Consider the following 24,799-nt stretch of genomic DNA (forward strand, 5'->3'; position numbering starts at 1 on the left):
AAACACCCCGAAACCGTTTCGTCGATCCGGTTAGCAAACAAGGGGTGAAATTCAAAAATCGAGAGATTTGAAGGAGCAACCATGGTCTCAATTACAAACGAACGGAGTGAAGTGCAAAGCACCAACAGCCGCCTGAAATCCATCATCGGCGGCTCGACCGGCAACCTCGTCGAATGGTTCGACTGGTATGTCTATGCAGCATTTGCGCTCTATTTTGCACCGCACTTCTTCCCGTCCGATAACCAGACCGCCCAGCTCATGAGCGCGGCCGCAGTCTTTGCGGTCGGTTTCGTCATGCGTCCTATCGGCGCTTGGATCATGGGTATTTATGCCGATCGCAAGGGCCGCAAGGCAGGTCTGGCGCTGTCCGTGACGCTCATGTGTGCCGGCTCGCTGATTATCGCGCTGACGCCGGACTACCAGACCATCGGGCTTGCAGCTCCCGCCCTCCTCGTGCTCGCCCGTTTGATGCAGGGCCTCTCGGTCGGCGGCGAATACGGCGCAAGCGCCACCTATCTGTCGGAAATGGCAGGCAAGGATCGCCGTGGCTTCTTCTCTTCCTTCCAGTATGTCACGCTCATTTCGGGGCAGCTTCTCGCAATCCTGCTTCTGATCGTGCTTCAGTCGACGATGGAAACCCCTGCGCTCGAATCCTGGGGCTGGCGTATTCCGTTCTTCATCGGCGCACTGCTTGCCGTTGTCGTGTTCTGGCTGCGTCGCGGCCTGGCGGAAACCGAGAGCTTCAAGAATGCAAAGACCAAGGACGCACCGAAATCCGGTTTCTGGACGCTTATCAAGCACCATCCGAAGGAAACCGCCCTCGTCATGCTTCTGACCGCTGGCGGCACGCTCGCCTTCTACGCATACTCGATCTACATGCAGAAGTTTCTGGTGAACACGTCCGGGTTCAGCCGTGAAGTGGCAAGCCAGATCAACGCCGTCACATTGTTCGTCTTCATGTGCCTGCAGCCCATCGCTGGCGCTTTGTCGGACAAGATCGGCCGCAAGCCGCTGATGATCGCGTTCGGCGCAGCCGGTGTTCTTTTCACCTATCCGATCTTCACGACCCTGGAACAGACCCGCGATCCGATCACGGCCGGCCTGTTGGTCATGGGTGCGCTCATCATCGTCACCGGCTACACTTCCATCAACGCTGTGGTGAAGGCGGAGCTTTTCCCGGCGCATATTCGCGCGCTCGGCGTCGCCCTGCCCTATGCGCTGGCCAACACCCTCTTCGGTGGCACCGCCGAATACGTCGCGTTGAGCTTCAAGAATGGCGGTTGGGAACGTGGTTTTTACTGGTATGTCACCATCATGATCGGCATTTCCCTGATTGTGTACCTGCGCATGCGCGATACCAGCAAGGACAGCATGATCAAGGAAGACTGACACAGCCTCCCAAGCGAAGAGATGCCGGGCCCAGTGCCCGGCATTTTTTTATTTCTCCTGCTGTACCGTCCGAAACCGTCCCGGGCTCTGCCCCATCCATTTATGAAATGCGCGATAAAAGGCGCTCGGTTCACTGTAGCCAAGTTCGGCGGCTACCGCCGCTACACTGAGGCTGTTTTCCTGCAGAAGCCGTTCGGCAGTCACGAAGCGCAACTCGTCCTTGATCGTGCCGAAACTCTGCCCCTCTCCCCGTAGCCTGCGCCGCAAGGTCGGTACGGACATGCCAAGTCCGCTTGCCAACTCTTCCAGGGACGGCCAGTCTGCCATTGGCAAGGCGTTCAGTTGCGACCGCACCCTTGCAGAGAGATCGTTATCATGACGATAGCGGATCAGAATATTGGCAGGAGCTTCGCGCAGAAAACTTTCCAGCGCCACATCGCTCCGAATGATCGGCAGCGACAGATAGGATGATGAGAAAACCAGTCGCGTGACCGGCTGGTCAAAGAGAACCGGCGCTCCGAAAAATTTATGATAATCCTGACGGTGGACAGGCGCAGGGCAGGCAAAGTCGAGCGTCCGCAGGGGAATACGCCGTCCGATCAGCCAGCAGGCCACTCCCATCAGGATCAGCCAATAGGCCCGATAGGCAAAGGCCGGTCTCGGAGGTCCGGCATCGGTCAGAACAACATGGGCCATGCCGTCGCGGATCCGCAATTCACCCTGCGGATCATCCAATACCACATTGAGAAACTGCAAGGCCCGCCGCAAGGCACGTTCCAGCGTGCCTGCATGCAAAACCGCGTGACAAAGGAGGTTGAAACTGCCGGGGCGCATCGGCCTTGCAGCCAGCCCGAAGAATTCATCATTGATCGTTTCGGCAATCAGCCACCACAAGCGACCGTATTCGACATTGGTGACGGGCTCAGTCACTCTTTCCGACAAGCCGATTTGGGCCATCAGGGGAGCTACATCTATCCCCCGAACGCGCACGCTTTCGAGCGCATCCTCGACAAAGCCCGGCGCGATATTGTGGCGCTCCATGCTCTTCCCATATTGCAAAATCGATCACACATTAATGCATCTAATGTCATTGTTTGCAATGCATGACGCGTTAACCTTCAGGAATGGTTGGCCACGAGGAGGTGGCGGTCAGGGAGGTTATACTGGATGACTGAAACGTCCGTTTCAGCGCGGCTGGCGCGTTATGAGGATGCCGTTGCGCAATTTCGCATCGAAGATGCTATCGCAAAGCTTCACGGCAATCCGGAAACCGGCATCAATGCCTGTGTTGAATGCTGCGACCGGCATATCGGTGATAATCGCGTCGCCTTGCGTGCCATTGCGGTAAATGGCGAACTTTCTGAACTCACCTTCGAGAACCTGCGCGATATGGCCGCTCGTGCGGGCAATGTACTGAAAGATGCAGGTGTCGGCGCTGGCGATGTCGTTGCAGGTCTGTTGCCGCGCACGCCAGAACTCATCGCAACCATTCTCGGCGCGTGGCGTATCGGCGCTGTCTATCAGCCGCTTTTCACCGCCTTCGGTCCCAAAGCGATTGAACATCGTCTGAAAACCAGCGGCGCAAAACTGGTCGTCACAAACACAGCCAATCGCGCCAAGCTTGCAGAAGTCGAAAAATGCCCCAAGGTCGCTACCGTTCTCGCATCCGGTGAAAGCCTGCCCGCCGGTGACATCGATTTTCGCCGTGCGACTGCGTCCGCTTCGGTTGACTGCCATCCGGTACTTCGCACAGGCAGCGACCTGTTCATGATGATGTCGACCTCCGGTACGGCCGGCCTGCCGAAAGGCGTGCCAGTCCCGCTTTATGCGCTGCTGGCATTCGGCGCCTATATGCGCGACGCCATCGGTCTGCGTTCCGACGATATTTTCTGGAATATTGCCGATCCGGGCTGGGCATATGGACTTTATTATGCCGTGACAGGACCATTGCAGCTAGGCATCGCAACCACGCTGTACGAAGGCGGCTTCACCGCTGAAAGCACCTACGATATCATTGAGCGTCTCGGTGTTACGAGCCTTGCCGGTTCACCGACCGCCTTCCGGCTGTTGATGGCGGAAGGACCGGAAGCAGCCAAACGCGTCAAGGGTCGCTTGCGCGTAGTATCGAGCGCCGGAGAGCCACTCAACCCGGAGGTTATTCGCTGGTTCGACGCATATCTCGGCGCACCGATCTATGATCATTACGGCCAGACGGAACTGGGCATGGTGGTCAATAATCATCACGGCCTTGGACACGCGGTCCGGCACGGGTCGGCTGGTTACGCCATGCCCGGCTATCGTGTGGCCGTTCTGGATGAACAAAGCAACGAACTCGGTCCTAACCAGCCTGGTATTCTTGCCGTCGATATAGCAAAATCGCCGCTTCTCTGGTTTTCCGGCTATTACAAGCAGGAAACGCCAGCCATTGCGGGCGGTTACTATCGCACTGGCGACACCGTGGAATTCGAGCCGGATGGTTCGATCAGTTTCATCGGCCGGGCTGACGACGTTATAACATCATCCGGTTACCGCATCGGACCGTTCGATGTGGAAAGCGCCCTTCTTGAACATGCAGCGGTCAATGAAGCCGCGGTCGTGGGCGTGCCGGACCCGCAACGCACGGAAATTGTGAAGGCATTCGTTATCCTTGCGCCGGGTTTCGAAGGTACGCAGGCACTGAAAGATGAACTGGCATTGCACGTGAAGACGCGGCTCTCCGCCCACGCCTATCCACGTGAAATCGACTTTCTAAGCGAACTTCCCAAGACACCGAGTGGAAAAATACAGCGTTTCCTCCTGCGCAAGGCGGAAATCGACAAACAGCAACAGACGAAGGCCTGAGGACAAGAATATGCAGATTAAGGATCGGGTATTCCTTATTACCGGTGCAAGCTCCGGCCTCGGCGCTGCGGTTGCGAAAATGGCCGTCGATGCTGGTAGCAAGGTTATGCTTCTGGATGTGAATGCAGAAGCAGGCGAATCGCAGGCGAAGGCGCTTGGCGCGGCAGCAAAGTTCCACCGCACGGATGTCACCAGCGACGAGGATGGCAAAGCAGCTATAGCAGCCGCACTGGAAGCGTTCGGACGCGTTGATGTGCTCGTCAATTGTGCCGGTGTCGCGCCCGGCGAAAAGGTCCTCGGACGCGACGGGGCGCATCGACTGGAAAGCTTCACGCGCGCAATTTCGATCAATCTGATCGGCACGTTCAATATGCTGCGCCTTGCCGCGGAAGCCATGGCAAAGAACGACCCCGGTGAAGGCGGGGAGCGCGGCGTCATCATCAACACCGCATCGGTTGCAGCCTTTGACGGCCAGATCGGTCAGGCTGCCTATTCCGCTTCCAAGGGCGGCGTTGCTGCGATGACCTTGCCGGTCGCCCGCGAACTTGCGCGTCACGGCATTCGGGTCATGACCATCGCACCGGGAATTTTCGCCACGCCGATGATGGCCGGCATGCCGCAGGAAGTGCAGGATGCGCTTGGTGCATCCGTGCCCTTCCCGCCTCGGCTGGGGCGTCCGGAAGAATATGCGGCTCTTGCCCGCCATATCGTGGAAAACCAGATGCTCAACGGTGAAGTCATCCGCCTGGATGGTGCACTTCGCATGGCAGCAAAATAAAGCCATTCCAGGAAAAGTGGAAACCGGTTTTCCGTCCGGAATTGCGTACGGAAAAAACCAACGAGGAACGATCATGTCCAACAGCGATCCCATTGTCATTGTCGGTGCTTCCCGTACTCCCATGGGTGGCTTTCAGGGCGATTTTGCCAGCGCTCAGGCTACAGACCTCGGTGCCGCGGCCATTCGTGGCGCACTTGCAGGAGCGGGGCTTGCGCCAGAAGCGGTCGAAGACGTCTTTATGGGCTGCGTTCTGCCCGCCGGTCAGGGACAGGCTCCGGCGCGTCAGGCTTCGATCAAAGCCGGAATACCCGTTTCCACTGGCGCGACGACCATCAACAAGATGTGCGGCTCCGGCATGAAGGCGACCATGCTCGCCCATGATCTTCTCCTCGCGGGTTCCGCCAATGTGATCGTCTCAGGCGGCATGGAAAGCATGACCAATGCCCCCTATCTGCTGCCCAAGGCACGTGGCGGGTATCGTATGGGACACGGCCAGATTCTCGACCACATGTTCCTTGACGGGCTTGAAGACGCATATGACAAAGGCCGTCTCATGGGCACCTTTGCCGAAGATTGCGCGGAAGCCTATCAATTCACCCGTGAAGCTCAGGATGAATTCGCCATTGCCTCACTGACGCGTGCGCAGAATGCTATCAAGGATGGGCTTTTCGCCGCCGAAATCACGCCCGTCACCGTGAAGGCTGGGCGCAGCGAAGTTGAAGTTTCGATTGACGAGCAGCCCGGCAAGGCGAAACTGGACAAGATACCGACCCTTCGCCCGGCATTTCGCGACGGTGGCACTGTGACGGCCGCCAATTCCTCCTCGATCTCGGATGGGGCAGCTGCACTCATTCTCATGCGCGCATCGGAGGCGGAAAAGCGCGGGCTCACCCCGCGCGCCGTTCTGGTCGGCCATGCCACCCATGCCGACAAGCCGAACCTTTATCCAACTGCCCCCATCGGCGCGATAAGCAAGCTTTCGGAAAAGATCGGCTGGAACCTGAGTGATGTCGATCTTTTTGAGATCAACGAGGCCTTTGCAGTTGTCGCCATGGCTGCCATGCGCGATCTCGATCTTCCGCACGACAAGGTCAATATTCATGGTGGCGCCTGCGCCCTTGGCCATCCAATCGGCGCGTCGGGTGCCCGCATTCTTGTGACCCTGCTTTCAGCCCTCGAAACCCATGGCCTGAAGCGCGGCGTGGCTGGCATCTGTTTGGGCGGTGGCGAGGCCACCGCCGTAGGCATTGAGAGGATTGTCTGATGCTCTTGAACGATACGCAGGAGCAGATTCGCGAAGCTGCCCGGCAGTTCGCACAGGAACGGCTTGCGCCGGGTGCTGCCGCACGCGACAGGGAGCACGCCTTTCCGCGCGCAGAACTCAGCGAAATGGGAGAGCTTGGCTTTCTCGGAATGCTGGTGTCGGAAGAATGGGGCGGCTCCGATCTCGGTACGGTTGCCTATGCGCTGGCGCTGGAAGAGATCGCGGCCGGCGATGGGGCATGTTCGACCATCGTTTCGGTCCATTCATCGGTCGGCTGCGTTCCCATCCTCCGTTTCGGCACCGAAGAGCAGAAACAGCGGTTTTTGCCCAAAATGGCGTCTGGCGAATGGATTGGCGGGTTCGCATTGACCGAACCCCAAGCCGGTTCCGATGCCTCCGCGCTCAAAACCCGTGCACGCCGCGATGGTGATCATTATGTGATCGATGGTTCCAAACAGTTCATCACGTCGGGCAAGAATGGCAGCGTAGTGATCGTGTTTGCCGTTACCGATCCATCGGCTGGCAAGAAAGGCATCTCGGCTTTCATCGTGCCGACCGATACACCGGGTTATGAGGTCGTTTCAGTCGAACACAAGCTCGGCCAGCATTCGTCTGATACATGTGCGCTCGCTTTCACAAACATGCGCATTCCGGTGGAAAACCGGCTGGGTGAAGAGGGCCAGGGCTACAAGATTGCGCTTGCCAATCTGGAAGGCGGGCGCATCGGTATCGCCGCACAGTCAGTCGGGTTGGCCCGCGCCGCATTTGAAGCCGCGCGTGCTTATGCCAGGGAACGCGTTACATTCGGCAAGCCGATCATCGAGCATCAAGCGGTCGCGTTCCGGCTCGCGGATATGGCGACAAAAATTGAGGCGGCCCGGCAGATGGTGCTGCATGCAGCCGCATTGCGTGAAGCAGGCAAACCCTGTTTGACGGAAGCTTCGATGGCCAAACTTGTCGCTTCGGAAATGGCCGAACAGGTCTGCTCCGCCGCAATCCAGATTCACGGCGGTTACGGGTATCTGGCTGATTATCCGGTTGAGCGCATTTATCGTGATGTTCGCGTATGCCAGATTTACGAAGGCACGAGCGACGTACAACGTCTCGTTATTGCACGGGGATTGTGATCGTCTCCCTGCAATAATGTTTGCAAGTCACGATGAAAATCGACCAAAGAGCGCATGCGGATAAGCGTGTAATCCGCGGCACATTGTGAGGCCCGATGACTGTTCGCCCGATTGTAAGCTATCCGGATAAACGGCTGCGTGCCGTAGCCGATCCTGTCACCCTGTTCGACAGCGCTTTGCAGGAACTGGGAACCGATCTCCTCGACACGATGCGAGCAGCCCCGGGCATCGGGATCACCGCGCCGCATATCGGTATTGCAATGCGTTTGGTGGTTCTGGAACTGCCTGAAGCAGGCCCGAAATTCTATGTGAACCCGCAAATCCTCTGGGCTTCAGAAGAAAAGATCCATCATCAGGAAGGTAGCGTTTCCATGCCGGGCGTTGTCGATGAGGTCGAACGCCACGCCCGCATCAAAATCCGCTATCAGGACCTCGACGGGAACGAGCAAACCGAGGAATCGGAAGGCCTGCTCGCCGTTTGCCATCAGCATGAAATAGACCAGCTTGACGGTATTTTCTGGATACAGCGCCTCTCGCGATTGCGCCGCGACCGCCTCGTCAAACGTTATGAGAAATCGCAGCGCCAGCGATAGTTAGCGCTGCGAAATAGATCAATAGAGCAAACGCGCACGAATGGTGCCTGGAATTTCGCGAATGGCCTGCAAGACCGTTTCGCTGGCGTCGCCGACGCCGTCAGCTTCCATAACAAGATAACCCACTTCGCCATCGGTCTGCAGAAACTGACTGGCGATATTGATGTTATGTGTCGAGAAAACATTCACGAGGCTGTTGAGAATGCCGGGGCGGTTTTCATGCACGTGCATGAAACGCGTACCCGTCGGGCGCGGCGGCAACTGCACCTGCGGGAAGTTGACGGCACCCAAGGTAGAGCCGACATCGGAATATTCGACCAGTTTTCGGGTGACTTCCAAACCGATACGTTCCTGCGCTTCTTCCGTCGATCCACCGATATGCGGCGTGAGAATGACGTTTTCCAGTCCCTGAATGGGCGAAACGAATTTGTCGTTGTTGGAGGCTGGTTCAACCGGGAACACGTCGATGGCAGCACCTGCGAGGTGGCCTTCCTGCAGGACCTTCGCCAGAGCCTCCAGATCGACAACCGTACCGCGAGCATTATTGATGAGGAAAGCGCCCTTTTTCATCTTCCGCAGTTTTGCTTCGGTAATCAGCTTCGAAGTCGATTTGTTCGACGGTACGTGCAGGCTGACGACGTCCGAAATCTTCAACAACTCATCAAGGCTCGCAGCCGGTTTGACATTGCCATATTGCAGTTTGTCGGAAGTGTCGAAATAGCGGACCGTCATGCCGAGGCTCTCAGCCAGATTGCCGACCTGCGAACCGATATTGCCATAGCCTACAATACCCAGCGTCTTGCCGCGCACTTCGCGGCTGCCGGTTGCCGTCTTATCCCAACCGCCTGCATGCGCAGAGACCGAACGCGGGAAGATCCGACGCATCAGCATGATGATTTCGCCAATCACCAGTTCCGCCACCGAACGGGTGTTCGAAAATGGTGCATTGAAGACCGGAATGCCGCGCTTGCGGGCTGCTTTCAGTTCAACCTGGTTGGTCCCGACGGAGAAGCAGCCGACTGCTATCAAGCGGTTAGCCGCAGCAAAAATCTCTTCGGTCAACTGCGTGCGGGAACGAATACCGACAATATGCGCTGACGAAATCGCTTCGATCAGATCGGCCTTATCCAGCGCCTTCGGCAAATGCGTGACATTGGTGTAACCGGAGGCTTTGAAGTAATCGACGGCCGTCTGGTTAATGCCTTCCAGCAGAAGAACATTGATGCGGTCGCGAGCGAGGGAGAGACGTTCAGTCATTTTGGGGATTTCCAAGCTGTAACAGCGAATAGTCGGTTTACGACATGAATGAACGCAAAGCCGTCGTCAACAGGATGAACTGAAAGATTTTACCCCGATTGCAGATTCACGAAGAAAGTGAACGGAGCATCGCCTTTCCGGAACGCCAAAGAGGCCTATCTGATAGGACATGACAAGCGGGACAGGGACGGCATTTCCCTGTCCCTGATGGCGTCGGACTTCATCGTAACAACCGGAGGAATGCTCTCTATGAGTGAAATGATCACTCTCGACACCCATGAAGCCATTCGCGACTGGGTGGCTGCTCGCAACGGAAATCCGGCATTTGTCAGCACCTCCATAGGTCCCGATGCTGCGCCGGTCTTGCGAATTGTTTTCGAACCAGAGTTTGTCGCCGATGTCGAACGCCCGCTGGACGCGGGCGGTCTTGAAATCGTCGAATGGGAAGATTGGTTTCGCCTGTTCGACCGGCAAAAACTCGTGATGCTTGTGGCACACTCGAAGCCGGGAAAACTCGACTTTTACTACCAGATTCTTCCGGGCTGACCGCTTTCCAGACCTTTACCGAGTACATAAGGCGGACCAGTTTGAAACTGGCCCGCCGGACTGAGCATTCAGCCCTTCAGTTTCCGACCAATGACTTTTGCAACCAGCGCCAGCGAAATGGCTCCCGCGTCCGGATGACCGATACTCTTGTCGGCAAGCGGCCTTGCGCGGCCGAGTTTCGGGGCCAGAGGCGCCGTCGCTTCGGCTGCTGCCTTTGCTATATCGGCAGCTTTATTCCATGCATCCGCCAGCCGAACACCTGCTGCAAACTCATTTTCGAGCGTCTCCACAAAAGGCACGAAAGCATCCACCAATGTCTTGTCGCCGGGTTTGGCCCGGCCAAGCGTGGTGACGGCATCGAGCGCGCGCCTGCCGCCGCGAACGACTGCTCCATCATCAATGCTGCCATTGTCGGACAGTTCTGTGCTCCATGAGCGCAGCAGAAGCCCCCATAGCGCTCCGGATGTTCCTCCGGCTCGATCTGCCCAAGCGTCACCGGCTACAGCCAATACGCTTGCGGACCCGGCTCCAGCTTTCACGGCTTGATCCGCAGCCTCCCTTGCAGCCGCGGAGCCGCGTCGCATACCCTGCCCGTGATCGCCATCGCCGGCAAAGGCATCAATGCGGCCCAGCTCTTCTTCGGCTTCAACCAGTGCGTCACCGACGGTGTGCAGAATAGCTTGAATGCAGGCACCCCCTGCTCGTCCTGCCTCATCCGCCTGGGCAAAAACCGGGGCTGCATCCTCATTGGCGATGATATCGTCAGCGGGTTCGACTGCAATGGCTGCGCCGCGACGAAGAACCGGGGTATCGCAAGCTGCCGTCCAATAGCGCTCGAGTTCTTCATCGAGCCACAGGAGTGTCAGTGAGCACCCTTGCATATCGAGACTGGTAACAAATTCACCCGCTTCCGGTGCCACAATATCAAGACCGAATTTTTGCAGAAGCGACGCGATCGCCGTCCACAAGACAAACAGCTCTTCATATTTTGTCGCACCGAGGCCGTTCAGGATAACGCCAACCCTTTGCGTTCCTTCCGGACGCTCCGCCAGAAGCTTCTCCACCAACAGGCTTGCCAGACCGGAGGCAGGCAGGATCGCCTCTTCCTTGATTCCTGGTTCGCCATGAATGCCGAGACCAAGCGCCATCTGGCCTTCCGGTACGGTGAAGAGCGGATGTGGAGCGCCAGGCAATGTGCAGCCTTTGAAGGCAACGCCAAAGGAGACAGTGTTCGCGTTGGCCTGACGCGACAGCCGTTCGACCTCATCCAGGGACAGACCGGCTTCGGCAGCCGCGCCAGCAATCTTGAACACGACCAGATCGCCAGCAATGCCGCGCCGCTTTTCGTGCATATTCGCCGGAGCGCTGGCCACATCGTCCGTTACCGGCAGGATGCGTACGTCGATCCCTTCGGCACGCAGGCGCTCGGCGGCAACGCCGAAATTGAGGACATCGCCTGCATAATTACCAAAGCCCAGAAGAATACCACCGCCCTTATGCGCCTGGCGGCAGACGCGGGCTACTGCCGCTGTCGAAGGTGAGGCGAATACGTCGCCAGCAACAGCTGCATCGGCTAGACCCGGTCCCACATATCCGGCAAACGCCGGGTAATGGCCGGAGCCGCCCCCCACAACCACAGCGACCTTGCCTTGAGGTACCTTTGTCGAGCGAACAACGCCGCCCCGCACGTGGCGAACATAGCGGTTATAGATACTGGCAAACCCGGCAAGAGCGGTCGAGGCAAACTCCTCCGGCGCGTCGAAAATCGTCGTCATTGAAACAGTCCTTGGTCTGGGTCATTAGCCGCGTGGCAGGATGCGGCGCAGATAGTCACGATTTGTAGCCGAAACGGAAAGCCCGTCGCCACCATAATGTTCACATAAAAACGGGCTGGCAAATCCGTGATCCAGCGCCATTCCGATCGCGGCGCGATAATTGATGATGCCGCTTTCAAGCGGAGCCGGATGCGTGACGATTACACCCGATGCGGGATCTTCAGTGCGGGTGTAGTTCTTGACGTGCCAGAACTTTGCGTAAGGCGCCACCTTTTCCATCATCTGCTGCCAATGCTCGACCGGACGGTGCAGACGAATGAGATTGCCCAGATCGGCATTGATCCCGACATTGTCGAGACCGACTTCCTCGACAAAACGAACTGAACTGTCCGCAGTGCCAAGATAAGTATCCTCATACATTTCAAGCGAAAGCTCTATATCGAGCTCCTCCGCATGGCGTCCGAGTTCGCGAATTCGCTCCACGGCCTTTTTCCAGACAGCCGGATCGTCCGGGTTCTTCGCCCCGTCAACCGTCCAGAACCACAATGCCTGTTTCTGTGCATTCGTCAGCGGTTCAAACAATCCGAAGGAAACGCTGCCCGCGCCGATCTCTTTCGCCGTGTCGATAACTCGATGCCCATAGGCCAGATATTCATCGCCGCGCTGGGCGTCGATCACACTGCGCCGTGAAGTCGAAATTGCAGGAATGGTGAAGCCTAGCGATTTGGCAACGGTCATGAATTCAGCGAGGCGTGCAGGCGACAAATCAGCGAGCCGCAGCCAGCTGTCTGTCGGGTCAAGTTCCGTAAAACCTGCGTCCGCAACATCGGACAAGGTGCAAGCCCAATCTTCCGCCGACTGATCCTGCACCGAACTGCCATCCGGCAGCATATTGGGATACTGGATCATCGCCGCTGCAATTGGCCAGGTTTCGCGTGTCCATTTGGAAGTTGTCTGTTTCAACTTGCATTCCTGTTTTTTTGCATCATCCATCGGGATCAGGCCACATTGCCATTGCCGGAGGGAACCTGGGGCTTGCGGTTCCGCAGCCTGCCGATTGCCCAGAATAGGGCTGGGGAGACCAGCAGGAAGACGCCGAGCGTCATCAACGAGGCAACCAGGCCATTCGACCAGAATATCGAGAGCTGACCGCCGGACATCATCATCGACTGGCGGAATGCATCTTCTGCCTTGTCGCCGAGAACCATGGCGAGAACCAAAGGCGCCAGCGGATAATCGAGCTTCTTGAAGATGTAGCCCAGCACACCGAATGCGATCACCAGCCAGACATCGGTTATCGAGTTGGCAACCTGATAAGCGCCGGAGAAAATGACCGCGACAATGATCGGACCAATGATCGAGAACGGCACGCGCAGAATAGATGCGTAGAGCGGCACGGTCGCAATCACCAGAATGACGGCGACAATGTTGCCGAGATACATGGAGGCAATCAGACCCCAGACGAAATCCGGACGATCCGTGAACAATGTCGGACCCGGAGTGAGCCCCCAGATCATCAGCCCACCCATCATCACGGCAGCGGTTGCCGACCCCGGCACGCCCAGTGCCAGCATGGGGAGAAGGGCGGATGTGCCAGCAGAATGGTCGGCGGTTTCCGGCGCGACGATCCCGCGAGGATCGCCTTTGCCGAACTTCGATTTGTCCCGTGCAGAACGGCGAGCCACCCCGTAGCTCATGAAGGATGCAGCGGTTGGTCCTGCGGGGGTTATACCCATCCAGATGCCGATCAGCGTGGAACGAGCGAGCGTAAACCAATAGCGCGGCATTTCGAGAAGAGTGCGCCCGATCTCGCCAAGACGCACCCGCGCCTTGATACCGTCGAAACGAAGCCCCTCCTCCGTCGTCAGCAACAATTCACCAATCCCGAACAGGCCCATCACCGCGATTAAGAAGGAGATACCCTTGATAAGTTCCGGTATGTCGAATGTCAGACGCAGATTGCCGGAGATCGTGTCCATACCTACGGAAGCAAAGGCGAAGCCAATCATCATGGAAACGAGCGTCTTGAACGGCGATTGCGCGCCCATGGATATGAAACTGGCGAAAGCCAGAAAATAAACAGCGAAATATTCCGGGGATGAAAACCGCAGGGCGAAATTGGCGACCCAACTTGAGAGCAGTGTAATCATCACCACGCCAGCCAGTGCGCCGATCCCAGCCGAGACGAATGCCAGCGTCAGCGCGCGGCTCGCATGTCCGGCCTTCGCCATCGGATAGCCGTCGAAAGTGGTGGCTACGGACGAAGGTTCCCCCGGAATGTTGAACAGAATGGACGTTGTCGACCCACCGAACAATGCCCCCCAATACATGCACGAGAGCAGAATAATCGCGGAGATCGGGTCCATCGTGAATGTCAGCGGCAAAAGCAGGGAAACGCCATTGGGCGCGCCCAATCCCGGCAGGACACCGACCAGAATTCCAAGCGTCACCCCCAGCATCATCAGCAGAACATGATTGAAACTGAGTATGTGGGCGAAGCCATCCATCAGGAGACTGAAGTTTTCCATGTCTTTCCTCCAAAGACATCGGACTTTCCGGTATCAATAAATCCCGAAGAAAGCCTCGACCGGACCTTTAAGGAGTGGAACCTTGAATCCGATTTCAAAAATGACGAAAAAGAAGAGGGAAACGGCAATACCGGCTGGCAATGAAGCCCACCACCTGTAGCGCCCCTGAAACATCATCGCTCCAGCGATGTAGAGGGCGGTGCCGATATAAAGGCCGAGAACCGTCGATATGGCAGCGAAGGCAACCAGCGGCACAGCGAAACCGAGAACCGGTTTCAGCCGGGAGAGCTCAACGAAGACTTCTCCGCTACCGCGATGTTTTACAAATGCCACAACGAGGTTAACCGCGCTTCCGAACAGGATAAGCAGGCCGATATAGAACGGAAAGTAACCCGCATCCGGCCCCATTTCCGTCCAGCCTGTGCCAGCCTGCTGCGCCCCGTAACAAACTGCGGCCCCCAGCGCGCCCGTGAGGAGAGCCACGCCCGCCTCAACGGAGAAGCGGGAAAATCCGCCGTCGCCATTTTCACTCATGTGATGAGCTCCTTCGATGGAAGATGCAGGCGCCAGCGGCACCTGCACAAATGCCCAAAACGTCAGTTGGCCAGCCAGCCTTCGCGCTTGAGCACCGCCGTTACCGCCGTTTCATCATTCTTGATAAAGGAGGAAAGGTCGTTTCCGCTCATATAGGCGGCAGATTGCGAACTATCCGCAAGGTACTTCGCCCATTCAGGTGTTTCGGAAACCTTTTTGAGTACCCCTGCATAGTAGTCGACGACTTCCTGATCGACACCGGCTGGCAGCCACACTGTGCGCGGCATCGAGTAATTTTCGATTGCGATCCCCGCTTCCATGCAGGTCGGAATGTCGCTCCATCCCATATCGCCAGCCACCTTTCCCTCCCCCTTGAGCTTTTCGCTCTTGAAGACACAAAGGGGCTTTACCATTCCGGCCTGCCATTGACCGAGATTTTCGCTCGGATTGTTGACATTGGCGGCGATGTGCTCCCCTGCGAGCTGGACGGCCGCTTCACCACCGCTTTTGAACGGAATGTAGCCGAGTTTCGAACCGGTGGCATCGTTGATCATGGATGTAAGAATCTGGTCAACGTCTTTGGACTGGCTTCCACCAACCTTCATACCCGCATCATCCTTCGCCTTGGCGATAAACTCTGCGGCGGTCTTGAAATCGGATTTTCCGCTGACCCAAAGGATGAACTCGTCTGCGGCAAGGGCTGAAACGGGTATCAAATCGTCCGATTTGTAAGGAACCTTGGCGCGCACCGGCAAAAGATAGGCGTTGTTGGTGCCGAAAGCGAGCTTATACGGATCACCCTTGTAACCAGCAGTATAGACAAAGCCTTCGGCTCCGCCCGCACTCCCCTTGTTCGTGACGACGATTGGCGCGCTCATCAGCTCATACTTGCCGATGATCGACTGAATTGTGCGCGCGAAAATATCAGTTCCCCCGCCCGGTCCGGCGGTTACGACAAATTCCACAGGACGCGTCGGCTCGAATGCGTGCACAGACGAGGCAACTACCGCCGCCCCTGCGGCGAGGCATGCAATGCGCAAAGACTTCTTCATGGTCTATCCTCCCAGTTAAACGGCATGGGCCTCCCCCCAGGCCGATTGCATCAAAATGTCAGCAATCACGCAGCGCTTGGAGCGCTTTGGCTCTTTTCGCCATCCGTGCGGCAAGCAGGATCGCTTCGCGCGTAGCTCCCACATCCGCAATCCCTTTCCCGGCAATATCATAGGCTGTGCCGTGGGCAGGCGTGCAAAGCGGAAATGGCAGTCCGCCCATCATCGTCACGCCCTTGTCGAAGCCCATCAGCTTCATCGCAATCTGCCCCTGGTCGTGATACATTGTCAGCACCGCCTGGAAGCCATCCTTGAGGGCACGCAGGAACACCGTGTCCGCCGGAAAGGGCCCATCCACATCGAACCCCTTGGCCTTGGCAGCCTTTACCGCCGGCTCAATGATGTCGATTTCTTCCATCCCAAAGCTGCCTCCGTCACCGGCATGCGGATTGAGCCCGGCTACTGCAATCCTCGGGTTGTCATATCCCGCCTTTTTCAGGCAGGCCCAAGCCAGTTCGAGCTCAGCCAAAATTCCTTCGACAGTCAGCGTCGAGGCTACGTCCTTGAGCGGAATATGCGACGTTACGCGCGCATTCCAAACCTTCTCCAGAACGTTGAATTCACGCACCTTGCCCGCGAAGTTCAGCACATCGGCAACAAAGCGAATTTCGTCGTCGTAGCCTGGATATGCAAACCGCATGGCCTGCTTGTTGAAAGGCGTGAAGCAAACGGCCTGCGCGTGACCTGCCCCGGCAAACTTCAAGGCGGTGCGGAAGTTGTGGGTCGCGAAAGTTCCTCCAACCAATGTGGCCTCGCCACGCACGACATCCTTCGGATCGAGATTCTCCAAGTCCACGAAGACATGCTTGCCCACCGGCATGCCAGGCGCATTTTCGATATTGGCATCCTGCAGATCAAGTTCGACACCTGCGACGCGCGCGCCTTCATCCAGAATACGACGATCCCCGAAAACGACGAGATGCGCTTCTTTCTTGACATCCGGCAGGGCCAGAAGACGTGCCGTCAGCTCGGGGCTGACACCGGCTGGATCCCCCATTGCAAGCGCAATCACGCTCGGTTCAGCGCCAGTGGCAGTCATTAGCATCCTCCTCGTCTGCATTCTGTATGCAGCATGCATAAGTCACTCTTAGTGGGGACGCAAGCATTTTGTATTCTGTATGCAGCATTTTATATTGACGATTGAGAGCGGGCCAGCCATCTTCGCGTCAGATGGTGAGATGGGATTCGAGCTCACTCTTTGAGAAAAAGGTCGATGGACGAAATTCAGAAAACCGAGCAGTCCGATAACGGCTCACAGGCGTTCCGCCGCACTGCTTTGCACGATATGCTCGTCAACCATCTGCGCGATATGATCATCGAAGGGCAGCTGGAACCGGGCACCCGCCTGCACGAAGGTCAGCTTGGCGAACAGCTGGGGGTATCGCGGACGCCACTGCGTGAGGCGATCAAGTATCTGGCCAGCGAAGGTCTGGTGGAACTTGTTCCAAGCCGCGGCGCCGTTGTGAAACGGTTCAGTGCGACCGATGTAAAGGACATGCTTACAGTCCTGCGCGCCTTGGAAGAGCTTGCTGGAAAACTTGCCTGCGAACTGGCGACCGACCGGGAAATCGGAGAAGTTCGAGCACTGCATGATGAAATGATCGAGCGTTACAAGCACTCTGACCGCCTGCAATATTACAAGCTCAACCAGCAGATACATCTGGCCATTGTCCGTCTCGCCAAAAATCCAACGCTCGCGGATATTCACCAGATGCTGCAGACGCGGTTGAAGCGCATCCGCTTTGTGGGGCATGAGGGCGCGGAGAAATGGGCCGCAGCCGTCTCCGAGCATGAAGAAATGATCACGGCTCTCGAAGCCCGCGATGCAGAACGGCTCTCCGAGGTTCTGGGGCGCCATTTGGCGAAAGCCTGGGAGCGCGTCCGCGATACGATGTAGAATGAACAGGCGGCCCGCTATCATCCAGATCACTGTTTGATCGAAAACATCAGATGAAGTCTACCTCAATCCAATCAGTTCGCGTTATAGATGAGGTTGGAAACTTTTGCTTATCTGATGCATCGGTGCAGACTATGGAACTGAAATGGCTTGAAGATTTCGTCAGTCTTGCAGAGCACAGGAGCTATTCCCGCGCGGCAGGTGACCGCAATATTACACAGTCCGCCCTCAGCAAACGCATCAAGCAACTGGAGGACTGGATTGGTCTACCCCTAATCGATCGTTCTTCGAATCCTATTGGCTTGACGAAGGCGGGAGAATGTTTTCTTCCGCGAGCACACGATGCTCTTGAAATGCTGCTTACCGCCCGTAAGACCGTCAGCGATGGTTACAGCGCATCGTGGGAAATCATCTCTTTTGCTACACTCAATACGCTGTCACTCACGTTCTTTCCGCACTGGATGGCGCAGATTGAAGCCGCCGGCGTGTCATTCCGCGCTCGTTTTGCCGATCCGCATTCATCATTCGTCGGAAATATTTCCACGCTTGTCAGCGGACATTGCGACTTCTTTCTGACTTATGCGCATCCGGCAGTTCCGCAGATGGATGATCTCAGTGGTTATCCGTTTCTGGCGCTTGGCACCGAAAGGGTCATCCCCGTCTCCGCTCCTGCCCCGAATGGACAAGCCCTTCATAGCCTTAAGGAAAAGTCGTTGCCGATCGACTTTCTCAGCTATCGTGGCAACTCGTTCTTTTCTCTCGCATTGCCCTGGCTGTTTGAGAAACATGGGTTCGAATTGAACACGGTTTATGAAAACGGAATGTCTGTTGCGCTCAAGGCAATGGCGGTTTCCGGACATGGTGTTGCATGGATACCGGAAAGCCTTGTCGATGATGAACTCAAGCGTGGCGTGCTGGTCCGCGCCGGTGAAACCGACACCGATCTGTTGATTGATATCCGCGTTTACCGAACACCCCAATTCAGGAACAAGCAGGCCGAACTCCTCTGGCGCCGTGCCTCGCAACTGGTTGCCCAGAAAAATGGCCACGACGCCGGAAGTCCTGCGTCCGGTTAAAACATCAGAGCCAGGGGAAAAGCGCTGCAATAGTTTTCAGGTTCTCTTTGTCGTCCAGATCGCCCAGATCCCTATAGATCCGATCGGCGGCAGGAATTGTCGCGCAACAATCGAGGAATTTTCGCGCACGGTCATCGACGCTGAACGGTTGCTGCAGGGTACCAACGGCGAAGCTGCGAGCCCCTTGCAATACACAACCGTTTTTCAGTGTAACAGTTACGACGTGCGGCAGTTTTTCCGCGGATGCCCGTTCTTCTTCTCCTGAATAGCTGCGCATGGTAATAGCATTGATCAGTGGATCATGTCGGAAAGTATCCACGGCCTCTGGGGTGAAATCTGCGAGAGTCAGGTATCCCTGCCGCAGAGCGCGTGCGACGCAATATTGCATGGAGAAGCGTGCCTGCATCTGGTCGACCGGCTGCGTGTAGGCAAGGTTGCGATAGTTCGCGATCCCAACCAATGTATTCACAGCCCAGATATCCTCGGCATCAAATTCGTGCTCTCCCTTAAGATCAAGCAATGCATCAACGGTCATATGGGTGGACCCACAGCAAGGATGCCGTTTCGGCATGACACCGACCGTTTCAATGACATGCGGCTTATCGGAGAGGATGGCTTCGATATTCCAGCCGAGACGTGGATCCCCTGCAAATAGCTCACGAATGCCCTGCTCACCTTCCAAAATATCGTGCCGTGCCTGCATTCCGGCTTTTGCGAGCAACGCGGCCTCAACCGCATTACGCGCGGCCATACCCGCATGAAACGGCTTGATCAGCGTACCAAACTGGCCCTTGGTACCGGATGCAAAACTGGCAGCGATGGTTATCGCCTGTGCCGTCGCCGTAACATCGAGACCAAGCATATGGGCAGTCGCGACAGCCGTCCCGATGCTCCCCACAGTGGATGTCCCATGCCAGCCAGCTGTGTAATGTGCCTGTCCCAAGCCCTCGCCCACCAGCGCCTGTGCCTGCAGCCCGGCCAGATAGGCGTCAATCAAGCGACGCCCCGTTGTTTTATCCAAATCGGCCAGCGCCACGATGGCGGGGACGATCACTGCCGAAGCATGGCTCATGCCGGGCAGGAAATTATCATCAAAATCCAGTGCATGCGCTGCCGTACCGTTGACCAGTGCAGCAAACATCGGGCTGCCTGTCCCTCCCGTAACCGACAAGGCAGTTCCACCGGCGCTGAACTCTGCAAAGGCTTTAGCAACGCTTTTGGTGCTGTCGTCGCCGCGACCGGCCACCATGCAGGCCAACGTATCCAATATGGCGTCGCATGCCAGTTTTCGTGCATCGATGCTTATAATCGGCTTTGCACAAGCTAAAGCTATCGCGAGCGCGACCGTCATCTCCTCCCGCTGCATGACGTTACCCCTGAAAAGCATCAAGAATGAGTTTCAGGAGACGCCCGAACTTGTGCCGGTTCAGCTGACGCCCAGCAACATTGGTATCCACGCGATGCACAATCACCATGTCGAGCGCGGGCAATACGATACAGAAGTGACCGCCCGCACCGAAGCCTGCATAGCTGCCTTTCGGTGTAACCACGCCGGGGAAGAAGACACCGTCACGCTCCAGCCACCACATATAGCCATAGGCCCCGCGGGCACCGGCATGAGAATAAGGCATCACACACTCCTGCGCCCAGCCTTCAGGTAGAATGAATGCACCATTCCAGCGACCATTGCGCAGATAAAGCTGACCGAAGCGAGCCAGATCACGTGTGGACAGACGGAACGGGTAAGCGGCATGCTGGCTTTCCGTAAATCGATCATGCCAACCATCCGGTTTTTCGCCGTCCAACCTGAAATCCTCAAGCCCGAGTGGTTTAGCGATACGTTCATCGAAAGCCTGATGCACGGTCTTGCCCGTCAGCTGTTCGAAAATAGTTCCAAGCGCATTGAAATCCCAGTTGTTATAACACCAGAAAGTTCCTGGCGCATGGGAGTGGCGCTTTTCCTTGATCATCCGCATCCAGGGCGTCTCGTAGCCCGCAGGATGATAGATGCCCGAACGCGCGGTCAGGAGATCATAAACCGTTGCCTGCTTCTCGACTTCGCTCAAGCCTTCATTGTCGTCAATGCCCAGCTGCTCCAGCGTTATGCTAAGATCGATGGTTCCATCGGCCACATCCTGCCCCATCAGTGCGGCAAGGATACTCTTGCGAATGGAGTGGCAGAGGTATTTGTGTGTGATGTCGCCATAGGTGTGGACGATCTTGTTACCTTGAACGACCATCAACGCGTCAGTTTCCTGTTGATCCGCGCAAGCATCAACAGCACGAAGTCCAGCCTCCGACCAACCGGCTGCAGCAGGATTCTGCAAGCGTTCCCATTCCGGTCCAGGATTGGCTACCGAATGATAGTTCATATTCGTACTTCCCTAGCTTAATTATGTGCGACAGCTTCCACGCTAGCCTGCAGAAATTCCTGCGTGTATTTGGCCTTGGCGCGTGAATGACGAAGATCGTCCGCCGTCAATTCTTCCAAAATGATACCCTTATGCATGACCCCGACGCGCTGGCAGATATGCGCCACCACCGCGAGATCGTGCGAAACCATCAGGTAGGTGAGATTGCGTTCCCGGCGCAGCACTTTGAGCAGATTGAGGATTTCCGCCTGCACCGAAACATCGAGCGCAGATGTCGGTTCATCGAGAAGCAGTACATCCGGCTCGATGATAAGCGCACGCGCTATCGCGACGCGCTGGCGTTGACCGCCAGACAGTTCATGCGGATAGCGATAGAGAAAGCTTGGACCGAGACCGACCGCTTGCAATACATCACGAATGCGCTCGTCCCTGCGATCCATGCCGTGAATAGCAAGCGATTCCGCCAGCACCTTGTGTACCTGCTTGCGCGGGTGCAGTGAGGCATAGGGGTCTTGGAAGACCATCTGAACACGACGGAAAAACGCTTTATCGCGCTCGCCGCCCATTCTTTGTCCGTCAAAGAAAAAGTCTCCTTGATAGTGCGGAATGAGACCTGCGAGAGCGCGCAGGATTGTGGACTTGCCACAACCAGATTCGCCGATCAGCCCATAGGCTTCGCCGCGCTCGATATGAAATTGCGCCTTCCTGACAACTGTGGCGCGCTTGCGTCCTTTGCCAAAACTGATGGAAAGGTTCGAAACATTCACGAATGGAGAGTTGGCTGCATGTGTCATGAAACTCCTCCAACCAACGTCGGCTCGGTGAGCCAGCTCTTCTCCCGTTCCGGCACCTTCAGCATATCGACCGGCTGGTCCAGCCGAGGAAGGCTCGCCAGCAGCGCCTGTGTATAGGGGTGACGCGCCTTGTGCAGTTCCTTGGCTGGCAGATATTCCATGATGCGCCCCGCATACATGACCAATACCCGGTCACAGAAATCCGCCACCAGATTGAGATCATGGCTGATAAACATCAGCCCGGTACCTGAACGGCTTACCAGTTCATCGAGAACTGTCAAAACCTGGCGCCGCACCGTCACGTCGAGCGCTGAAGTCGGCTCGTCCGCAATGATCATGTCCGGTTCGGGGATCAACATCATCGCGATCATCACACGCTGCCCCATACCGCCGGAGATCTCGTGCGGGAACAGACGCATGACACGTTCAGGATCGCGAATGTGCACGGCCTCCAGCATGGCAATCGTCTTTTGTCGCGCCTCTGTCGATTTCACTCGATGATGGAGCCGATAAGCTTCCATAATCTGATCACCGATACGGATCAGCGGATTGAGTGAATATTTTGGGTCCTGGAGGATCATTGAAATGCGGTTGCCACGCACGCTGCGCATCTGGCGTTCGCTGGCCGACAGCAGGTCAATCTCGCCGAAACGCAGGCTCTTGGCGCGGATTTGTGCCACCTTTGGCGTCAGTTTGAGAATCGAGCGCCCGGTCATCGATTTGCCGGAGCCGGATTCGCCCACAATGCCCACCTTTTCGCGACCAATGGAAAAACTGATGCCACGAACGACATCGATGTTGCGGTCAGCACCCGGAAAAGACACCCAAAGATCGTCAACTTCAAGCAACGGTTCTGTCATGGATCTTATCCGTTTCTGGGGTCTAGCACATCGCGCAAACCATCACCGAAAAGGTTGAAGGCGAGGCTGGCGAGCAGGATTGCGGTGCCGGGAACGGCGGCAAGCCACCACGAGGTCATCATGAATTCCCGCCCACTGGAGAGCATCGCGCCCCATTCAGGGCTTGGCGGCTGCGCACCAAGGCCGAGAAAGCCAAGACCAGCGGCTGTGAGAATGATCGAAGACATGTTGAGTGTGATGCGGATCACCACCGAGGGAATGCACATTGGTACGACATGCTTAGCGATCACCCGCATGGTAGAAGCCCCCTGCAGACGTATCGCGGCGACGTAATCGGACGAGCGAATGGTCAGTGTTTCGGCACGGGCAAGGCGCGCTATGGGTGGCCAGGCGGCGAGCGAGATAGCGATAACCGCATTTTCAATGCCCGGCCCAAGTGCCGCAGCGAAGGCTAGCGCCAGTACCAGACTGGGAAAGGCAAGGAAGATGTCGACTATGCGCATCAGTGCCGTATCGACCCAGCCGCCCATATAGCCGGCGGTGGTGCCGACGACGAGACCTATGGGTGCCGCAATGCTGGCAGTCAGCGTCACGATGTAAAGCGTGATGCGCGAACCATAGACGAGCCGGCTGAAAATATCGCGACCCAGTTCGTCCGTGCCAAAGAAGTGCTCCCAGGACGGTGGTTGAAGGCGGTTCGCGAGATTGTTGGCTCCGATATCGTGCGTGGCGATCAAAGATGCAAAAATGGCGATCAACACCAAAAGCACGATTACTGCTAGGCCGAAGACGGCGGATGTGTTGGCCAACAGCTTGAACCAGGAACGGCGCAACTGCTGAATATTGGCCTGAAAGGCAGAAGTCGGTACGGAGGCGGTCAGCCAGGCCCGCAGGGAACCGGAAGTTGGCGATGTGCTGTTGTGCGTGTCCATCGGCAATTTCCTACCGTGTGCGGGGATCGAAAACGCGATACAGGAGATCGCTGATCAGGTTGATACCGACGAACAGAATGCCGACAATAAGAGTACAGCCGACAACCGCGTTCATGTCGCCTGCCAGAAGCGCATTGGTGAGGTAACGCCCGAAGCCTGGCCATGCGAACACGGTCTCGGTCAGCACCGCCCCTTCCAGCAGGAAGGCATAAGACAGCGCCACGACTGTAACGACCTGAACCGCGACATTGCGAAATGCGTGGCCCCAGACCGTGCGCGCCCAGGACAATCCCTTGACGCGCGCAGTGATGATATATTCCTGATTGAGCTGCTCGATCATGAAGCCGCGCGTCATGCGGCTGATGTAAGCCATTGAGCCAAACGCGAGTATCAGGGCTGGCATGATGATATGGCTTACGGCGTTCCAAAATGCATCCCACTGCCCCTGCATTGCACTATCCACAAGCAGGAAACCGGTCGTCGGCTCGACGGAGTATTCGTAGATGAAATCTATCCGTCCCGGACCACCGATCCAACCTAGCGTGGCGTAGAAGATCAGCAGCGCCATCAAGCCGAGCCAGAAGTTTGGCGTTGAATAGCCGAGCAGACTGACCATGCGAACGGCATGGTCAAGCGGCGAATTGCGATACATGGCTGAGAAGACACCAAGCGGAATGCCAAGCGCGGTACCAATGACGATTGCCACAGTCGCCAGTTCGATGGTGGCGGGGAAGACGCGCGCAATATCTTCCAGTACCGCGCGGCCGGAAGTCAACGCATTGCCGAAATCGAACATCAGCGCATTCTTGAGGTATAGGCCGTATTGCACGATCAACGGCTGATCAAGACCCAGCTTACGATACATCGTGTCATAGGCTTCCTGAGAAACATTGTCCCCCAGCATGGCGATGACCGGATCGAGTGGCAAAAGGCGGCTGATGAAAAAGGTCAGCGTGATCAGTCCCAGAAGCGTAATCACCACTGAAACAATCAGGCGCGCTGTGGCGGCGAGGTACTGAAGCACCGGACCGGCTTCCCTGTCGCGGTCGGCCTCCTCGACGTCTTCCATGATTTCGTGCGTCGTCATCTGAAAATTCCCGAAAGAGAGAAACGGGACACCAGGCCGG

23 protein-coding genes are annotated in these 24,799 nt (G+C 56.8%); 9 read left to right on the forward strand and 14 right to left on the reverse strand.

Annotated features, from left to right (window positions below):
* The first annotated feature begins 81 nt into the window (after positions 1–81).
* On the forward strand, positions 82–1,389 hold the full coding sequence (locus JNC63_RS19590; RefSeq protein WP_006470142.1) for an MFS transporter: 1,308 nt from the start codon (positions 82–84) through the stop codon (positions 1,387–1,389).
* A gap of 48 nt (positions 1,390–1,437) precedes the next feature.
* On the opposite strand, the gene JNC63_RS19595 is transcribed toward JNC63_RS19590, so the two are convergent.
* Entirely contained in the window at positions 1,438–2,430 is a 993-nt protein-coding gene (locus JNC63_RS19595; RefSeq protein ID WP_006472092.1) for an AraC family transcriptional regulator, read from the reverse strand.
* A 126-nt stretch (positions 2,431–2,556) separates the two neighbouring features.
* On the opposite strand from JNC63_RS19595, the gene JNC63_RS19600 reads away from it, so the two are divergent.
* From JNC63_RS19600 to JNC63_RS19620, 5 genes are all read left to right on the forward strand, one after another.
* On the forward strand, positions 2,557–4,230 hold the full coding sequence (locus tag JNC63_RS19600; RefSeq protein ID WP_006472093.1) for an acyl-CoA synthetase: 1,674 nt from the start codon (positions 2,557–2,559) through the stop codon (positions 4,228–4,230).
* A gap of 10 nt (positions 4,231–4,240) precedes the next feature.
* Complete coding sequence (locus JNC63_RS19605; protein ID WP_006472094.1) at positions 4,241–5,008, forward strand: 3-hydroxyacyl-CoA dehydrogenase; 768 nt, start codon at positions 4,241–4,243, stop codon at positions 5,006–5,008.
* A 73-nt stretch (positions 5,009–5,081) separates the two neighbouring features.
* Entirely contained in the window at positions 5,082–6,272 is a 1,191-nt protein-coding gene (locus JNC63_RS19610) for an acetyl-CoA C-acyltransferase (RefSeq protein ID WP_063620230.1), read from the forward strand.
* A complete protein-coding gene (locus tag JNC63_RS19615) occupies positions 6,272–7,399 on the forward strand; it encodes an acyl-CoA dehydrogenase family protein (protein WP_006470137.1) in 1,128 nt (375 codons plus the stop codon). Before JNC63_RS19610 ends, JNC63_RS19615 begins: the two co-directional genes overlap by 1 nt.
* A 95-nt stretch (positions 7,400–7,494) precedes the next feature.
* Positions 7,495–7,992: a peptide deformylase gene (locus tag JNC63_RS19620; protein ID WP_006470136.1), complete on the forward strand. Its 498-nt coding sequence runs from the start codon at positions 7,495–7,497 to the stop codon at positions 7,990–7,992.
* An 18-nt stretch (positions 7,993–8,010) separates the two neighbouring features.
* On the opposite strand, the gene serA is transcribed toward JNC63_RS19620, so the two are convergent.
* A complete protein-coding gene (gene serA / locus JNC63_RS19625) occupies positions 8,011–9,249 on the reverse strand; it encodes a phosphoglycerate dehydrogenase (RefSeq protein WP_006472096.1) in 1,239 nt (412 codons plus the stop codon).
* A 249-nt stretch (positions 9,250–9,498) separates the two neighbouring features.
* On the opposite strand from serA, the gene JNC63_RS19630 reads away from it, so the two are divergent.
* Positions 9,499–9,795 (forward strand): hypothetical protein, encoded by a 297-nt coding sequence (locus JNC63_RS19630; RefSeq protein WP_006472097.1) that lies wholly within the window; start codon positions 9,499–9,501, stop codon positions 9,793–9,795.
* A gap of 68 nt (positions 9,796–9,863) precedes the next feature.
* Here JNC63_RS19630 and JNC63_RS19635 read toward each other — a convergent pair whose 3' ends face one another.
* From JNC63_RS19635 to JNC63_RS19660, 6 genes are all read right to left on the reverse strand, one after another.
* A complete protein-coding gene (locus JNC63_RS19635; protein ID WP_006470133.1) occupies positions 9,864–11,570 on the reverse strand; it encodes a dihydroxyacetone kinase family protein in 1,707 nt (568 codons plus the stop codon).
* Positions 11,571–11,594: 24 nt separating this feature from the next.
* Entirely contained in the window at positions 11,595–12,563 is a 969-nt protein-coding gene (locus JNC63_RS19640; RefSeq protein WP_006470132.1) for a sugar phosphate isomerase/epimerase family protein, read from the reverse strand.
* A gap of 5 nt (positions 12,564–12,568) precedes the next feature.
* Positions 12,569–14,098: a tripartite tricarboxylate transporter permease gene (locus JNC63_RS19645; RefSeq protein ID WP_006470131.1), complete on the reverse strand. Its 1,530-nt coding sequence runs from the start codon at positions 14,096–14,098 to the stop codon at positions 12,569–12,571.
* Positions 14,099–14,131: 33 nt separating this feature from the next.
* Positions 14,132–14,632: a tripartite tricarboxylate transporter TctB family protein gene (locus tag JNC63_RS19650; RefSeq protein ID WP_006472098.1), complete on the reverse strand. Its 501-nt coding sequence runs from the start codon at positions 14,630–14,632 to the stop codon at positions 14,132–14,134.
* 62 nt (positions 14,633–14,694) lie between these two features.
* A complete protein-coding gene (locus JNC63_RS19655; protein ID WP_063620228.1) occupies positions 14,695–15,684 on the reverse strand; it encodes a tripartite tricarboxylate transporter substrate binding protein in 990 nt (329 codons plus the stop codon).
* Positions 15,685–15,742: 58 nt separating this feature from the next.
* On the reverse strand, positions 15,743–16,780 hold the full coding sequence (locus tag JNC63_RS19660) for a 4-hydroxythreonine-4-phosphate dehydrogenase PdxA (RefSeq protein WP_063620227.1): 1,038 nt from the start codon (positions 16,778–16,780) through the stop codon (positions 15,743–15,745).
* Positions 16,781–16,954: 174 nt separating this feature from the next.
* Between JNC63_RS19660 and JNC63_RS19665 the strand changes: the two genes are divergently transcribed.
* Both JNC63_RS19665 and JNC63_RS19670 read left to right on the forward strand, forming a co-directional pair.
* Positions 16,955–17,638, forward strand: a complete 684-nt coding sequence (locus tag JNC63_RS19665) for a GntR family transcriptional regulator (RefSeq protein WP_063620226.1) — start codon at positions 16,955–16,957, stop codon at positions 17,636–17,638.
* A 134-nt stretch (positions 17,639–17,772) separates the two neighbouring features.
* Positions 17,773–18,714: a LysR family transcriptional regulator gene (locus JNC63_RS19670; RefSeq protein WP_006472101.1), complete on the forward strand. Its 942-nt coding sequence runs from the start codon at positions 17,773–17,775 to the stop codon at positions 18,712–18,714.
* Positions 18,715–18,718: 4 nt separating this feature from the next.
* Here JNC63_RS19670 and JNC63_RS19675 read toward each other — a convergent pair whose 3' ends face one another.
* From JNC63_RS19675 to JNC63_RS19700, 6 genes are read right to left on the reverse strand one after another with little or no spacing between them, the layout of a single operon-like run.
* The gene (locus JNC63_RS19675; protein ID WP_085979589.1) at positions 18,719–20,080 is read right to left on the reverse strand and encodes an MmgE/PrpD family protein; all 1,362 of its coding nucleotides are present in this window, start codon (positions 20,078–20,080) and stop codon (positions 18,719–18,721) included.
* Between the two features lie 4 nt (positions 20,081–20,084).
* A complete protein-coding gene (locus JNC63_RS19680) occupies positions 20,085–21,086 on the reverse strand; it encodes a serine hydrolase domain-containing protein (RefSeq protein ID WP_063620225.1) in 1,002 nt (333 codons plus the stop codon).
* A 17-nt stretch (positions 21,087–21,103) separates the two neighbouring features.
* Positions 21,104–21,880: an ABC transporter ATP-binding protein gene (locus JNC63_RS19685; RefSeq protein WP_063620224.1), complete on the reverse strand. Its 777-nt coding sequence runs from the start codon at positions 21,878–21,880 to the stop codon at positions 21,104–21,106.
* Positions 21,877–22,740: an ABC transporter ATP-binding protein gene (locus JNC63_RS19690; RefSeq protein WP_063620223.1), complete on the reverse strand. Its 864-nt coding sequence runs from the start codon at positions 22,738–22,740 to the stop codon at positions 21,877–21,879. The genes JNC63_RS19685 and JNC63_RS19690 overlap by 4 nt, the downstream gene beginning before the upstream one ends.
* Positions 22,741–22,745: 5 nt before the next feature.
* Positions 22,746–23,672 carry a nickel transporter permease gene (nikC, locus tag JNC63_RS19695; RefSeq protein ID WP_100652499.1) on the reverse strand — a complete coding sequence of 309 codons (927 nt, stop codon included), beginning with the start codon at positions 23,670–23,672 and terminating at the stop codon, positions 22,746–22,748.
* A 10-nt stretch (positions 23,673–23,682) separates the two neighbouring features.
* Positions 23,683–24,759: an ABC transporter permease gene (locus JNC63_RS19700; RefSeq protein WP_063620221.1), complete on the reverse strand. Its 1,077-nt coding sequence runs from the start codon at positions 24,757–24,759 to the stop codon at positions 23,683–23,685.
* Positions 24,760–24,799: the final 40 nt, after the last annotated feature.

Source organism: Brucella ciceri (assembly GCF_041930145.1).
Classification (GTDB): domain Bacteria; phylum Pseudomonadota; class Alphaproteobacteria; order Rhizobiales; family Rhizobiaceae; genus Brucella; species Brucella intermedia.

Excerpts from the sequence above, each read along its gene's own strand:
- JNC63_RS19590 (WP_006470142.1), top strand. The coding sequence starts at position 82 with ATGGTCTCAATTACAAACGAACGGAGTGAAGTGCAAAGCACCAACAGC.
- JNC63_RS19595 (WP_006472092.1), bottom strand. The coding sequence starts at position 2,430 with ATGGAGCGCCACAATATCGCGCCGGGCTTTGTCGAGGATGCGCTCGAA.
- JNC63_RS19600 (WP_006472093.1), top strand. The coding sequence starts at position 2,557 with ATGACTGAAACGTCCGTTTCAGCGCGGCTGGCGCGTTATGAGGATGCC.
- JNC63_RS19605 (WP_006472094.1), top strand. The coding sequence starts at position 4,241 with ATGCAGATTAAGGATCGGGTATTCCTTATTACCGGTGCAAGCTCCGGC.
- JNC63_RS19610 (WP_063620230.1), top strand. The coding sequence starts at position 5,082 with ATGTCCAACAGCGATCCCATTGTCATTGTCGGTGCTTCCCGTACTCCC.
- JNC63_RS19615 (WP_006470137.1), top strand. The coding sequence starts at position 6,272 with ATGCTCTTGAACGATACGCAGGAGCAGATTCGCGAAGCTGCCCGGCAG.
- JNC63_RS19620 (WP_006470136.1), top strand. The coding sequence starts at position 7,495 with ATGACTGTTCGCCCGATTGTAAGCTATCCGGATAAACGGCTGCGTGCC.
- serA (WP_006472096.1), bottom strand. The coding sequence starts at position 9,249 with ATGACTGAACGTCTCTCCCTCGCTCGCGACCGCATCAATGTTCTTCTG.
- JNC63_RS19630 (WP_006472097.1), top strand. The coding sequence starts at position 9,499 with ATGAGTGAAATGATCACTCTCGACACCCATGAAGCCATTCGCGACTGG.
- JNC63_RS19635 (WP_006470133.1), bottom strand. The coding sequence starts at position 11,570 with ATGACGACGATTTTCGACGCGCCGGAGGAGTTTGCCTCGACCGCTCTT.
- JNC63_RS19640 (WP_006470132.1), bottom strand. The coding sequence starts at position 12,563 with ATGGATGATGCAAAAAAACAGGAATGCAAGTTGAAACAGACAACTTCC.
- JNC63_RS19645 (WP_006470131.1), bottom strand. The coding sequence starts at position 14,098 with ATGGAAAACTTCAGTCTCCTGATGGATGGCTTCGCCCACATACTCAGT.
- JNC63_RS19650 (WP_006472098.1), bottom strand. The coding sequence starts at position 14,632 with ATGAGTGAAAATGGCGACGGCGGATTTTCCCGCTTCTCCGTTGAGGCG.
- JNC63_RS19655 (WP_063620228.1), bottom strand. The coding sequence starts at position 15,684 with ATGAAGAAGTCTTTGCGCATTGCATGCCTCGCCGCAGGGGCGGCGGTA.
- JNC63_RS19660 (WP_063620227.1), bottom strand. The coding sequence starts at position 16,780 with ATGACTGCCACTGGCGCTGAACCGAGCGTGATTGCGCTTGCAATGGGG.
- JNC63_RS19665 (WP_063620226.1), top strand. The coding sequence starts at position 16,955 with ATGGACGAAATTCAGAAAACCGAGCAGTCCGATAACGGCTCACAGGCG.
- JNC63_RS19670 (WP_006472101.1), top strand. The coding sequence starts at position 17,773 with ATGGAACTGAAATGGCTTGAAGATTTCGTCAGTCTTGCAGAGCACAGG.
- JNC63_RS19675 (WP_085979589.1), bottom strand. The coding sequence starts at position 20,080 with ATGCAGCGGGAGGAGATGACGGTCGCGCTCGCGATAGCTTTAGCTTGT.
- JNC63_RS19680 (WP_063620225.1), bottom strand. The coding sequence starts at position 21,086 with ATGAACTATCATTCGGTAGCCAATCCTGGACCGGAATGGGAACGCTTG.
- JNC63_RS19685 (WP_063620224.1), bottom strand. The coding sequence starts at position 21,880 with ATGACACATGCAGCCAACTCTCCATTCGTGAATGTTTCGAACCTTTCC.
- JNC63_RS19690 (WP_063620223.1), bottom strand. The coding sequence starts at position 22,740 with ATGACAGAACCGTTGCTTGAAGTTGACGATCTTTGGGTGTCTTTTCCG.
- nikC (WP_100652499.1), bottom strand. The coding sequence starts at position 23,672 with ATGGACACGCACAACAGCACATCGCCAACTTCCGGTTCCCTGCGGGCC.
- JNC63_RS19700 (WP_063620221.1), bottom strand. The coding sequence starts at position 24,759 with ATGACGACGCACGAAATCATGGAAGACGTCGAGGAGGCCGACCGCGAC.